This is a genomic window from Moorena sp. SIO3B2, from assembly GCF_010692525.1.
GTDB lineage: Bacteria > Cyanobacteriota > Cyanobacteriia > Cyanobacteriales > Coleofasciculaceae > Moorena > Moorena producens.
On sequence record NZ_JAAHHE010000178.1, the window covers coordinates 1 to 12,947 of the forward strand.

The 12,947-nt window shown below is 43.8% G+C and carries 15 protein-coding genes and 3 pseudogenes; 11 read left to right on the top strand and 7 right to left on the bottom strand.

Going from position 1 to position 12,947, the window contains the following annotated elements:
* The 6 genes and pseudogenes from F6K38_RS26175 to F6K38_RS26200 all read left to right on the top strand — a co-directional run.
* Positions 1 to 186 (top strand): annotated as a pseudogene (locus F6K38_RS26175) (hypothetical protein); the annotation flags it as partial.
* A gap of 133 nt (positions 187 to 319) precedes the next feature.
* Entirely contained in the window at positions 320 to 916 is a 597-nt protein-coding gene (locus F6K38_RS26180; protein ID WP_287295950.1) for a hypothetical protein, read from the top strand.
* 61 nt (positions 917 to 977) lie between these two features.
* Positions 978 to 1,496, top strand: coding sequence for a DUF8051 family protein (locus tag F6K38_RS26185; RefSeq protein ID WP_008179736.1), 519 nt, complete (start codon positions 978 to 980; stop codon positions 1,494 to 1,496).
* 45 nt (positions 1,497 to 1,541) lie between these two features.
* A complete protein-coding gene (locus F6K38_RS26190; RefSeq protein WP_008179738.1) occupies positions 1,542 to 1,697 on the top strand; it encodes a hypothetical protein in 156 nt (51 codons plus the stop codon).
* A gap of 411 nt (positions 1,698 to 2,108) precedes the next feature.
* Positions 2,109 to 4,517 (top strand): ATP-binding cassette domain-containing protein, encoded by a 2,409-nt coding sequence (locus F6K38_RS26195; RefSeq protein ID WP_287265229.1) that lies wholly within the window; start codon positions 2,109 to 2,111, stop codon positions 4,515 to 4,517.
* Between the two features lie 591 nt (positions 4,518 to 5,108).
* Complete coding sequence (locus F6K38_RS26200) at positions 5,109 to 5,342, top strand: hypothetical protein (protein ID WP_008179742.1); 234 nt, start codon at positions 5,109 to 5,111, stop codon at positions 5,340 to 5,342.
* A 69-nt stretch (positions 5,343 to 5,411) separates the two neighbouring features.
* Here the strand turns inward: F6K38_RS26200 and F6K38_RS26205 are convergent, their stop codons facing one another.
* A complete protein-coding gene (locus F6K38_RS26205) occupies positions 5,412 to 5,570 on the bottom strand; it encodes a hypothetical protein (RefSeq protein ID WP_287357983.1) in 159 nt (52 codons plus the stop codon).
* A 1,459-nt stretch (positions 5,571 to 7,029) separates the two neighbouring features.
* Here F6K38_RS26205 and F6K38_RS26210 point away from each other — a divergent pair.
* The gene (locus F6K38_RS26210) at positions 7,030 to 8,097 is read left to right on the top strand and encodes a hypothetical protein (RefSeq protein WP_008179744.1); all 1,068 of its coding nucleotides are present in this window, start codon (positions 7,030 to 7,032) and stop codon (positions 8,095 to 8,097) included.
* On the opposite strand, the gene F6K38_RS26215 is transcribed toward F6K38_RS26210, so the two are convergent.
* Both F6K38_RS26215 and F6K38_RS26220 read right to left on the bottom strand, forming a co-directional pair.
* Positions 8,016 to 8,417, bottom strand: a complete 402-nt coding sequence (locus F6K38_RS26215) for a hypothetical protein (protein ID WP_131827055.1) — start codon at positions 8,415 to 8,417, stop codon at positions 8,016 to 8,018. The two genes, F6K38_RS26210 and F6K38_RS26215, sit on opposite strands and share 82 nt — an antisense overlap.
* The gene (locus tag F6K38_RS26220) at positions 8,395 to 9,216 is read right to left on the bottom strand and encodes an Rpn family recombination-promoting nuclease/putative transposase (protein ID WP_271970300.1); all 822 of its coding nucleotides are present in this window, start codon (positions 9,214 to 9,216) and stop codon (positions 8,395 to 8,397) included. The genes F6K38_RS26215 and F6K38_RS26220 overlap by 23 nt, the downstream gene beginning before the upstream one ends.
* Before the next feature lie 124 nt (positions 9,217 to 9,340).
* Between F6K38_RS26220 and F6K38_RS26225 the strand changes: the two genes are divergently transcribed.
* From F6K38_RS26225 to F6K38_RS26240, 4 genes are all read left to right on the top strand, one after another.
* Complete coding sequence (locus tag F6K38_RS26225) at positions 9,341 to 9,676, top strand: hypothetical protein (RefSeq protein WP_008179749.1); 336 nt, start codon at positions 9,341 to 9,343, stop codon at positions 9,674 to 9,676.
* On the top strand, positions 9,673 to 9,954 hold the full coding sequence (locus F6K38_RS26230) for a type II toxin-antitoxin system RelE/ParE family toxin (RefSeq protein WP_008179751.1): 282 nt from the start codon (positions 9,673 to 9,675) through the stop codon (positions 9,952 to 9,954). Before F6K38_RS26225 ends, F6K38_RS26230 begins: the two co-directional genes overlap by 4 nt.
* Positions 9,955 to 10,131: 177 nt before the next feature.
* The gene (locus tag F6K38_RS26235) at positions 10,132 to 10,668 is read left to right on the top strand and encodes a Uma2 family endonuclease (protein ID WP_287357986.1); all 537 of its coding nucleotides are present in this window, start codon (positions 10,132 to 10,134) and stop codon (positions 10,666 to 10,668) included.
* A 68-nt stretch (positions 10,669 to 10,736) separates the two neighbouring features.
* Complete coding sequence (locus F6K38_RS26240) at positions 10,737 to 10,889, top strand: hypothetical protein (protein WP_165691842.1); 153 nt, start codon at positions 10,737 to 10,739, stop codon at positions 10,887 to 10,889.
* Positions 10,890 to 10,917: 28 nt separating this feature from the next.
* Here F6K38_RS26240 and F6K38_RS26245 read toward each other — a convergent pair whose 3' ends face one another.
* The 4 genes and pseudogenes from F6K38_RS26245 to F6K38_RS43600 form a co-directional block, all read right to left on the bottom strand.
* Positions 10,918 to 11,709, bottom strand: coding sequence for a DUF4058 family protein (locus tag F6K38_RS26245; protein WP_044492291.1), 792 nt, complete (start codon positions 11,707 to 11,709; stop codon positions 10,918 to 10,920).
* A 115-nt stretch (positions 11,710 to 11,824) separates the two neighbouring features.
* A complete protein-coding gene (locus F6K38_RS26250; protein WP_008179757.1) occupies positions 11,825 to 12,436 on the bottom strand; it encodes a Uma2 family endonuclease in 612 nt (203 codons plus the stop codon).
* Between the two features lie 348 nt (positions 12,437 to 12,784).
* Positions 12,785 to 12,886 (bottom strand): annotated as a pseudogene (locus F6K38_RS43595) (hypothetical protein); the annotation flags it as partial.
* Positions 12,882 to 12,947 (bottom strand): annotated as a pseudogene (locus F6K38_RS43600) (hypothetical protein); the annotation flags it as partial. The pseudogenes F6K38_RS43595 and F6K38_RS43600, both read right to left, overlap by 5 nt.

Below are 12,947 nucleotides of genomic sequence, written 5' to 3' on the forward strand. Positions count from 1 at the left end.
CTGCCATCAACTAATCCACGGAAGCAGACCGAAAGGTCAGGATATCTAGGAGCTGGGTGCGGTGAAAGTCGCACGCCCAGATTTGAAGGAGAGGTGCCCTGGGTAATACCAGGCATCGACTCTAACGAAGTCAGAAGTCAAACTATTGCGCTTACAAAGGGTGTGAGACTAATGTCGATGTCCTAACTGCCCTGGCGACTGCTATAACCAGATAACACCAGATATAAAGTGGGACATAAACAAAGTCTCAATGCCTATTGACAGCTTATCATAACAGTTGTTATATTGTTAGCATAACAACTGTTATGAGGTTAAGCTAATGCACTCTGAGCTGACTTGTCCCTCCCCTCGCTCTGGTCTCAAAGGTTGGCTTGATCGCTTCACCGGACCAGGGGCAACCCAAGCTGAGTTGCTGATACAATTTGTGCCGTCGCTGGTGGCTTTGGTAGCAGCTCCAACCTACGCGCTGACCCTCCCAATACAGTGGAGCCCGTTGCAATTAGGACTGATTGCTGTTCTTGGCCTTGATTTAGTGGGGGGTCTCCTCACCAATGCCACTTCCACCGCTAAGGGTTGGTATCACCGACCGGAACAGGGTTGGCAGCAGCATTTAGGATTTGTGTCTGTTCATGTGATCCATGTCTTGTTAGTGGCGCTGCTATTTCGTGGGGGAGATTGGGGGTTCTTGATCGGTGTGTCCAGCTACCTGTTGGGGGCATCAGTGTTGATTTTGCGGTCTCCCCTCTATCTTCAACGTCCAGTAGCCCTAGGGCTTTACAGCTTAGGGCTGTTGGGCGATCGCTATCTATTTTCCCCAATGCCTGGTTTGGAATGGTTTCTCCCTTTGTTTTTTCTAAAAATATTAGTCAGTCATTTGCTTAAGGAAACCCCTTATCGCCCTAGGGAAACGCGATAAGATTTTCTGGTACTGATTTGTGGTGTTTGACAGGAATAATTCTAGTTGTGAGGTAATTACAATGACAATAACTATTAGACATCTGGTATCTGCACTCTTGGTTTTATCTTTTGGATTGTTGGGGTCTCTAATTCCTGGTGGTTCAATTGAAACAAGGAGTTTCTCACACATTGACCCCTTGATATTGGGGGCATTTAATACCTTCTTAACTTCCCTAGAGATAGTCAGCCTTTTAATTATTTACTTTATCTTCAAAGATTTAAAGTGGGCGTTCATTGTGTCTAGCTTATGTGCTATGTCCTATTTTATCGTATACGCCCTAGACTTAGGAACACTCTTTCCAGTTTCGCCAGATCCCATGCCTCAGGCGCTATTTGTAATTGAAGTATTGGGAATGATTGTTTCTCTTCCTTTACTATTTCTTTCTGTTCGCGGAGCTATGACGAGTAACACTAGTGGCAAGGAGCAAGTAATAGAAAGCAAACCCTATTCAAAGACGTTTGTATATTTCGCTTTCTTTTTGGTTATTGTTGGTGTTGGCATTATTACCTTTGCTACGAAATCTGCTATAGGTAGCTAACAGTGCCTAACATTCGTAAGTATTCAGCTGTCAGCTATCAGCTTTGTGGCACAGCGTCGAAGCCTGTACCAGGCTACGGTAACAGCTATCGTAAGCTATCAGCTATCAGCTATCAGCTATCAGCTATCAGCTTATGGCTTAGATCACAGCGTCGAAGCCTGTGCCACCCTACTTGAGGTGTTTTTGAATAAAATCAGCTGACCACTGACCACTGACGGCTGACGGCTGAATGCTTACCAGCTATCAGCTTATGGGCATAGGGCAAGCTACACCGAACAGCTTTTGAATAACAAAAATAACCATTAGTTTAATCTGAGTTAAGGAAAGCTGACCGCTGACTGCTGACCGCTGAATGCTTAAGAATTAGAAGGAATATGTTTGCTTTTTATATCAATCCTATGTTTACATCTCAAATAAAAATTATATAGCGTTTATCATAGCTATGAGGTACATTCAAGGTTCTTACCGCTGCTCCGTTCGCGTTTGGCCGTAGGCCACGCGGGGCGCGTTCGCGCAGCGTCTGGCAAAGCCAGTAAGCGTGGCCCACGGCCTTAGCTCCCTAAAACCCTAAGGGCGAGGTACCTCATCCGATTGAGAGTGCTATATATGACAATGATATATCTAGAGCTAAACAATCAAGGTCAAGTACTTCGTTTTTCTCTTGAGAAAGGATTTTATCGATTAGGACGCGATCGCACTTGGTCAGATTTCGATATTCCTGAAACAGGCTGGACTATTGTCTCCCAACGCCATGCTTTTCTGCTTCAAGAGGGAGAGGATTATCGGATTTTTGATGGTGATGGGGCAAATCCAAGTACTAATGGACTATTTGTTAACCACACTCGCATCACTGATGGGTATCTTCTGAAACATGGCTTAGAGTTGACCATTGGACAAAATCCTCGGGATTACATTCGCCTCACTTACTTTAATCCTGCCCATAGTCAACCAAGGGTGACGCCAAATAAACGGCAGCTTTCCTTGGCAAGTGTGCAAAATTGGCCACTGCAATTGGGTCGTTCTCCTAATCCTGAACTTTCCCACTGTTGGCCATTAGATGCACCGACAGTTTCTTCCCTTCACGCTACCCTGATCAAGATTTCCGAAGGCAATTATCAGATTAATAATTATAGCAGAAATGGTACCTTTATTAATGACAAATTAATCCATAAACCAGTTTTACTTAAGGATGGGGATACGATTCGGATTGGTCCGTTTATATTACTGTTGAGGCAGGATACTTTAGAATTAGTTGACCAAGGTAATCAAATTCGGATTGATGCTGATAAATTGCTGCGCGAGGTTAATTATAAATTAGGCAAAAAACGCACTATCCTGAATCAGGTTTCTATGCCGATTGAACCAGGTCAGTTAGTGGCTTTGGTAGGAGGTAGTGGCACTGGGAAATCTACGTTACTGAAAACTCTATTAGGAATTGCACCAATTACTAAAGGTACTGTATTTATCAATGGCCAAGATTTGCGACAGCATTTTAATCAGTACCGCTCACAAATTGGCTATGTTCCCCAAGATGATATTGTGCATCGGGATTTAACTGTAAAAGAAGTATTAACCTATGCCTGTGAATTACGATTACCACCAGATACTGATGTGAAACAGGTGGTGAAGCAAACTTTGTCACAAGTCAAACTGGATTTTGTGAGAAACACGGTTGTGGGTAATCTGAGTGGGGGACAACGGAAACGAGTCAGTATTGCTGTGGAATTATTGGCTGATCCGAAACTGTTCTTTCTGGATGAACCTACTTCTGGTCTAGATCCAGGACTGGATAAGGAAATGATGCAGCTATTGCGAGAATTAGCGAATCAGGGACGAACTGTGGTGCTGGTGACTCATGCTACTGCGAATATTGACGTATGCGATCGCATTGCCTTTATGGGTCGGGGTGGACGGTTGTGTTACTTTGGTCCTCCCACAGAAGCGATGGACTTTTTTAAGATGCCATCTCCAGACTTAAGATACTTCCCTGATATTTACCTGAAGCTAGAGCAAGGGGAAACACCGGAGGAACTTGAGCAGAATAGTGAACACTGGCATCAGCGGTTTCTCAGCTCACCTGGTTACAAGACCTACATTTCAGCACACCTCAGTCCTGGTCAAAGGTTGCTATCGACCTCAATCCCTAGCAAAAGTGCTGGTATTCCTGTTTTCAAGCAACTCAAGCAACTGCTGTTGCTCAGTCAGCGCTATCTACAACTAGTAGTGCGGGATATGCGAAGTCTTGCCCTAGCCTTACTAACTGCTCCGATTGGGATTAGTTTGATTATTCTGACGTTGTCAGGGAAAGACCCCTTAGCTCAACTGAAGTCTCCAGAGATAACCCAAGCACCTCTAGCGCTACGAGTATTGTTTATTTTTACCTGTGCTGCCCTGTGGGTTGGACTATCTAGTTCACTGCAAGAAATTGTGAAAGAGTCCAGTATTTATGCGAGAGAGCGACTGGTTAATTTAGGGTTATTTCCCTATCTCGGTTCCAAAGTACTGATTCGGTCTGGCTTAGCTATTTTACAAACTATCTTGATTGTTACTATTGTGCTCTATGGGTTTAAGCCACCTACCTCTGAACTACTGGATTGGAAAATTGGCTTGGGAATCACTACTTTTTTAACCATTATCGCTGCTACCAGTTTAGGTCTGATGGTATCGACATTGGTTAAAAATGAAAGTGAAGCAAATAATACTATACCATTAATTTTGCTACCCCAGATTATTTTTTCTGGAGTTATTTTTAAACTAAAAGGATTAGCCAGTACACTATCTTGGCTGATGGTAAGTCGTTGGTCAATGGGAGCTTACGGTGCCCTGGTAAATGTTAATAGTATGGTACCAGAACAGTCTTCCAGGTTCGGATTGAAGCTTCCTCCTCCTCCCTTTGAAGCAACACCCGTTTATGATGCCACCTGGCAAAATTTAATTCTTAATTGGCTACTACTGTGCTTACACACCGGGGTTTATTTAATAATCGCCTTTAAATTACAGAAGCGGAAGGATATTTTATAGGAAATATGTAGGGTGGGCAGTGCTTACTTTGATCATTGTCAGGTTTTAAATTAGTCTGAGGCACTGCCCACCAGAGAATTAATTTTATAGTTAATTTACTGTCGGTGGGCAGAGAAATATAGAGTAGATGTAGGGTGGGCAGTGCTTACTTTTAGGATAGTCAGGTTTTAAATTAGTCGGATGCACTGCCCACCCTACTATTAATCTGTCGGTGGGCAGTGCTTACTTTTAGGATAGTCAGGTTTTAAATTAGTCGGATGCACTGCCCACCCTACTATTAATCTGTCGGTGGGCAGTGCTTACTTTTAGGATTATCAGCTTTTCAATTGGTTTTATGCACTGCCCACCCTACTATTAATCTGTCGGTGGGCAGTGCTTACTTTTAGGATTATCAGCTTTTCAATTGGTTTTATGCACTGCCCACCCTACTATTAATCTCTGATATTAACACAAAAAATCATCGGATATCTTTTCTTTCTAACCTCTCCACAATCTCCATATTTCGTAATAAAAAAAATTACTAAACCCCTTGACAATAAATTAATTCATAAATATATTAATAATATAAGCAGTTTCAAGGAGTCATTACTGATGACTAAAAACTTTCCACCTAACTCTGATGACAATATCACCCCTGAAAACGAAGGTCGTAAACGGAAGAAAGCCAAGCTCGTTTTGATCGGTTCTCCTGAAAAGGTTCGCAAAACAATTAATGCCATTTATTCCCTTAAGTATGCTTACCCAGACGAGTGGAGCACTCCCGAGCCTACTGGAAAACCGGGTGAGGTTATGACCTTTTTGATTCGATATTTTTACGTAGACTAGGATAGTAAATTGCCAGGGCAAAGCCCTGGCGACTATGAATGGTGAACGTTTTTTGTGGAGGGATATAAATCAGGATGAAGGATGAGTTAGAATGTGGTTGCTTTCGAGCAGTTGCTGACTAATTCGATAAGAATGTATTAGTTCATCAGTAGCGATGCAGCGCGGTCTTGGGGAGGCAGCGCGGTCTTGGGGGTTTCCCCCATGAGCGACTGCCGTGGTCCCCCCCATGAGCGACTGCATCAAGACAGTGATTTAGAGTTGAGTTGAGCTCAGCTTTACAAAAGAATTCGGTCAAGACTTGGGGTTAACCAGAGCTTGACCGATTTTTTTTTGTTATAGTTAGAGGAATTATTAATTGGGTGAGTTCGTAGGGTGCGTTAGGGACGGGCTTGCACTCATTTTATCGGTCGTCAATGTTGGGAAAGTCCGTCCCGTAACGCACCACCGGGTCAAACAGTAAAAATGAGATGCACCCGAGCAGCAACGCCTCTTAAGTTGTCTCATCTCAGCCGTCCCAATTTGCCCACCCATTAGCAGGATATCCCTTTCAAATGGGGAGAGATGGAATTAGCGACAAAGTTCAGCCAAGGCAGATGTATCGGAGCCAAATTATGTAACGCTTTGTGGATTTTTTTAACCTTCTATGTACTTTTATAAATAGTTACAAACTGGCTCGATTTCTTGTAACAGATAACTATAATTACTATGATACCAGTTGGTTAAAGTTTGGGGTGCCATGTCGCGCTCCTAGAAGACGGTGGGATCGAGTGCATCTCATTTTTGCCGTTTGGGTGGTGCGTTACGGGACGGATTGTCCTAACACTGGCTACCAAGAAAATAAGGGCTCCCCCGTCCCTAACGCACCCTACGAACATTTACAAAAGTGAGATGCACCCATGTGATCGACTGGTATTGTTTTCTTCAAGGGTACAAGGTAAATAGAACTAGCTATGCGGACTCATACCTATAAACCGAAATATTCTAACTCTACCTCTAGGACAATAGCTCAAAAAAAGAAAGACTCCAGAGTGATTGGTTCTAGAAGAAGATTGGATGCAGGTGCGGCTCGTTCCAGCTAGGAGCCTCTAGAAACTAGAGGGGTATGAGCTGGGGGAATCGCGAGGGTTAGTAAACCGCTAGAGAAAATGTTGCAGAGTATACCAAAAACTTTTATTATTTGTTAGAATTAAATTAGGGTAACACCGACAGAGATTATTATGTAACTTAAATTAAAACCGAAAACCAAGGGTTTAATAGTTGCACTGTCTATCCCGGTGGAACCAAATTTGTTGACATTTTTATGGCGCTCGCGGGATATTCCGTAAGAGCTTTGGGAGATACCCCCTGGATGTGAAAGCATCTTGCATTGGCGAGCCAGAATTTGCTTTTGGTAGATTTTGGTAGCTAAAAAGTATCGGATACACCCTCAAAATTTCTAACTATCTTTTGGATGTGGGTGAAAACCCCACCCCTGAGGAGACAGGTGACTCCCTACCTGGCCACACCGGGTGCATCTCATATTTGTAAAAAAGATCTCAAGTGTGGGGCCCGGGCGCGGGGAGTGTGGGGCCCGGGCGCGAGGAGTGTGGGAATTTTATGCCGAATTTTTGCCTAATTGCAAAACTGAGATGCACCAGGCAAGCAATGCTTCTCCTTCATACTTTTATTGTTCATCAGGATTAAGCTGATGTTGAAAATAACAAAATATATTTTTACCCTCGTTGTTGTAGTTTTGTTTACTGCATTCTACGCAGTCGGGAATGCTCAGGTTGACACACTTGAATGGGGATTTATACCTCCTGGGACAGCAGAAACTTGTAAAGCTATTTCTAGAATTGGTACGATTGAACCATTTTCGGGAACGTATCAACAGTGTGGTGATCGATGTGCTGCAATTGTGAACTGCGGAGCTTGGAATTTGGATTCGGTAAATCAAAAATGCCGTGTATACACGTCAGAATGTTCTGAACCAGACCCCTCCGGTGGATGGGGATTTATACCTCCTGGGACCGCAGAAACTTGTAAAGCTATTTCTAGAATTCGTACGATTGAACCATTTTCGGGAACCTATGAACAGTGTGGTGATCGATGTGCTGCAATTGTGAACTGCGGAGCTTGGAATTTGGATTCGGTAAATCAAAAATGCCGTGTATACACGTCAAAATGTTCTGAACCAGACTCCATTACTGAAGATTTCACCGGTGGGACCTTTGATTCAGCAAATTTCGAGATCGGAGGTGGAACCGGGAATGCCACTGATGCTGGTTGGGCAAGTGTGACTAATCGCGGAACCCTTCGTACTGTAGCATCTAATCTCAAACCGAGTATTGACAATCCACTCACAATTGAGGCAGACATTACTTTCACTCCGGCTAACGAAATTGCTTTTCTTCAAGTTCGTGGTGACGGACTTCCTTCTGGTTCCTTTGACGAACCAAGTAACGGAATATACCTGCGATTGCATAACTTCCAAAATGGCCATACTGGAGTCTCATTCGGTGGCCCCTTCATGGAGTTTTTCCGTAAAGATCCACCGGGAGGAGATAGTTTTTGGGACGACCCAGTCCACCTGCTTCTCACCGATGACGGCTCTACAATTTCAGTAACTTTGACAAACACAGTCACCAATGTTGTTAACGCCTTCAGTATCAATGATATGCGTAGCTCTGGGGGTTATGTTGCCTTCTCCACATCGGCCAATGGTGCCCGTTGGGACAACATCTCTATCACCCACAATAACCTGACTGGCAAGTAGACTCGGTTACCGAACTTCTGACAATTTTGGTGCGAGCAGGTTTTCTGTAGTGCGATCGCATAATATACTATATGTAGTGCGATCGCTCTGATATTGTAGGGTGGGCAAATCGACAGGATAACTGATGAAATTGCCAAACTTTCATTATTTGCCCACCCTACCCTACGGCATGCGATCGCCTCTGTTGTTTGTTGGGTAAAAGTGCGATCGCTCTTGTGGGGTGGGCAAATCGACAGGATAACTGATGAAATTGCCAAACTTTCATTATTTGCCCACCCTACCCCTGATAGCTTACCCTTAGCCTTCTCGCAGCTTCTCAATTTCCTCTACAGGTAAGCCAGTAGTCTGACTAATTGTTTCATTATCTAACAAAGGCAAAAGCTGCTGTGCTATTTCTTGCTTAGCTTGTTTCTCAGCAAAAATCACTAGCCCTTGTTGGTCATGAATAAACATCTCTCTTTTTCCTAATTCCTCCAAATCCTTCCTACTTAAATTTGCCTCAGAAGCAATTCCAAATGCCTGTTGAAACTCTGGTAGTTGCGCCATTTGCGGTGGCACCGTCTCTAAGGAAGGCGCATTTTTTAAAAAATACATCCACAACTCATCGAGTTGGTCTAACTCTTCCAACTGCTTCTCAAACTTCGGTAGTTCCACAAACACTAACTCTAAGTGATTTTCGATGTAGCTGATGTTGGTAGTTTCTTCTCGTAACTTGAAATTAGAAATTATCTGATTATGCTCAGGAAACATGACAAAATCGGTAATCGTCAGAGCAATCACTGGCTTGAGATAACGATAGCCTTCTCCTTTACCTAACTGTAGAGAGTAAGCTTTAGTAGCATTGTATAAAACTCGTCTAGCAAAGGATTCTACCTGCAAAACCTGCATTTCAATAATCACCAAAGAACCATTACTCAGTTTGGCCTTCACATCGAGGAAAGAGTCTTTGAGGATTGGAAGAGGAGAAGACTGATAAGGGTCAATAATTTCCAAATCTTGGATCAGAGGTTGATTGTGGTAGACAAGAGCATTGAGAAAGCTAATCAGAATCGGTTTACTTTCCTGGGAGGCAAAGATTTTTTTGAAGGCAAAGTCGGTTTTAGGGCTGATAAATGTCATTACTTAGCTCTCCACTAAAAGTGGTATACTCTAAGTATATAGCAATCCTATCTGATTCATGAAAGAAATGGGCTGCTTTAAGTGCGATCGCTCTTGTAGTAGGGTGGGCAAAGGGACATGATTCGTGATCAAATGGCCTTTCTTTAATTATTTGCCCACCCTACCCCACATTCATTATTTGCCCACCCTACTCCCTGCTGATTTTGATAAAATAGAAAAAACCGGAAATCATCTTGAAAGTATGCTCAAAACCTCAGCCTTTCAGCAAGCGATTGAAACCGTTGAAAAATTGTCCTTAGAAGAGCAAGAGATATTACTCGATACTCTTCTCAAAAGATTCCATCTACAACGGAGAGAAATACTATTGCAAGAAATCAAAGAAATTCGCCAAGAATTAGCGGAAGGTAAAGTAAAATTTGGCTCAGTTGATCAATTCTTAGAAGAACTCGATCAACCATGAAAATTGCTTGGACACCCCAATCACTAAGAGGTTTAAAGCGAATACTTCGTAAAAGACCAGATTTTAGACCACTAATTGAGAAAACCGTGCGTCAGTTAGCAGAAGATCCATTTCATCCTAGCTTACACACCCACAAACTTAAAGGCGATTTATCCAATATCTGGTCATGTTCAATTGACTACAGCTACCGTATTTTATTTGAATTTATCGAAAATCCTGAAGATTCTGAAGAAGCTATTTTGTTGCTTAATTTAGGTTCTCATGATGAAGTATATTAGCTGACGGCGAGCTTGTAGAGTAGTGCCTACGCTCTTGTCGGGTGGGCAAATGGACATGATAAGTGATCAAATGGTGTTTCAAAGATTATTTGCCCACCCTACCCCTCGAAGCGCAAGACGAGCCATGAAATATTTGTTGGATAGGGATCATTTAAGCATTATTCAGCTAACTTAATTATGCAATCACCTAGCATTACTAACTCCTTAGACGCTTTTCTCCAACAACCCAACATAGAAGCTTCTCCTGCTTGGGAATTCATCCATGGACACCCGAAGCAAAAACCGATGCCAACATTGTTTCATTCCCGCCTCCAGCGTAACCTTGTAAACGCCATCAACAATCAAACCCATGCTTGCGTTGCGATTCAAGAACTCCGGTGCATCATTCCTCCCTTATCCCCTGTACCAGATATTGTGGTTGTTAAACGCGATCGCATCCGGGATCAAGATGGCCCCCTGCAAGGTTCACCAGACTGGTTAATTGAAATTCGCTCCCCTGACCAAAGCACATTAGACCTACAGAACAAAATTCTGCACTGCCTGAGCAGCGGGACTAAGCTGGCTTGGTTAATCGATATTCAGCGACAGCAAATCTGGGTTTGGGAAAACCAAGAACTACCACTGGTGTTTGCCGGAACTGACATACTCCCCACCCTTGACACTATCTCAGACTTTACAGTGGAAGCGGTAATTGCCATGACCCGACAGCGATAACTGAGGGGGATTATTCGCTCTTGTAGTGCGATCGCTGATCTTGTCGGGTGGGCAAATGGACATGATAAGTGATCAAATGGTGTTTCAAAGATTATTTGCCCACCCTACGCCTGACTGCTGACCACTCTTGTAGTGCGATCGCTGATCTTGTCGGGTGGGCAAATGGACATGATAACGGATCAAATGGTGTTTCAAAGATTATTTGCCCACCCTACGCCTGACTGCTGACCGCTGAATGCTTACCCCACCCTAGTGCGATCGCAATTCTCGCTCCGTTAACCATGTATTAACCCAAACCCGATCCTCTTCCGACAATTGCGGTAGTGGTTCTTGATTATAATCTATGAGTAAATCATAACTGGCTTGATCGTAGATATTATTCAATAATAACTGTAAATCTACTAATGGTTCTGTATCTCCAGACTTCAGCGGTAACGGAAATGAGGGGATAGGAGCTGGTAAATTAAATCCATACAAATCAGCTTGAGGACGACGGTCTCCTCGACTGACTAAAATTCGATAATGGGTTTCAATATTGCTGTGATAAACTGGCATTGGTTGTCCCTTACGCAGTAAATCAATTTCTACTAAATGAGTGAAACTGCCTAAGACTTTATTTCGTTTACTTTCATATTGCTTGCGTCCTTCTCCAGAACGTTTATTAATGGGAGAGAGTATTTCAATAGCTGTTACTACTTCCTTGGTAGCTACCTCTCGCACTTCTAAATAACCTTGTTTAATAGTTTCAGGTACAGGAACTTGTACCGTTTGGGGTTGAGTTGGAGCTTGTGCAACTGCAACATTAGTTATTAGTTGTTTAGTTGTCACCTGTGAACCTTTGACAGTTAAATCCGGAATGCCAACGAGCAATGATTGTTCACCAATAGTTTGATACATGCGCACTTCAACACCAACTCTGTATTTGGGACGCAGTTGAGGAGAAAGGGATCTGGCTAGTTCAACAATTAGCCAGTGATGTATTCCTGGCCAAACTTCTGGATGTTCTAGGTAAGGGTTCATCCCTGGAAAAGGGGAAGGCATAAAATTTCCTCCTCGGTGCTTAGAGCGTTCAGCGTTCAGCATTCAGCTTTTAGAACTTAGCTGACAGCTGACAGCTAACGGCTGATGGCTAAAAGTCTATGACTTATTACTTATTCTAAAGGGCTGCTTTTAACACTTGCTGTGCCGAAAGCTGCAAGCCGGGAAAAATAGTTGATTCAATCAACTCATCCCCCACAAAAACCGTTTCCTCATAAAGATCATCCACCAACTGCAACACCACAACCTGCTTTTTGAGGGGATCGACAATCCAATATTCGCGAATCCCCAGCAAGTTATACTCCACTCGTTTACTGCGATAATCCGTCGTCCGAGTCGAATCGCTAACCACTTCAACCACCAAAAAAGGTGGCGATTCGTTGAGACGAATGATCGCCTCTCGATCCAGCATTCCCTCCCATTGCTCCAGTGTTGCCACCGTCACATCTGGAATCCGCGCTGTATCCCAACGTCCCCCACGGGGCGACTCGTTCGCGAAGCGCTGCTGCAAGCAGATCGCAATAAACCCTTGCTTAGAAACCCAGGCTAACCCCTGAACCTGAATTTCAGCCCGATATTGATCGTTGAGAAACTCAGTAATTGCACCATGTTGTCCTTTGGGTTGAGACATGGCAATCAGTTCCCCATTCACCAGTTCATAACGCCGAACAGTGCCATCGTTGTAGCTTAAGTAGTCTTCGAGGCTAAGCAGTGCAGTAGTGGCAGTCATCGGAGTTTTCCTAAGAAGCCATTTTTTTGATAATTCTAGTGTAAGCATTCAGCCGTCAGCCGTCAGCCGTGAGCTAAAAGCTCACGCTACTTGAGGTGCCTTGTGGCACAGGCTTTGGCCTTGGCCTTTCGGCCACGCGTGCGCGTTTGGCCACGCTGTGCGAACGACCCTGGGAGGTAACTCAGCATTATTCCAATGCTTACTTGTTTTATTCCAAAGCTATTCCCGTAGCGTAGCCGTAGGCCTTTAGCTGAGAGCTCTCAGCTCTCAGCTCTCAGCTCTCAGCTAATGCGGTACAGATGGTGCTTTTGAATAAAACAAATAAGCATTGGTTTAATCTCTGTTACATCAGCTGACGGTTCCATAGCGTGAGCTTTTAGCTGAAGGCTGACCGCTGACCGCTGACCGCTGACCGCTGACCGCTGACCGCTGACCGCTGACCGCTGACCGCTGACCGCTGACCGCTGACCGCTGACCGCTGACCGCTGACCGCTGACCGCTGACCGCTGAC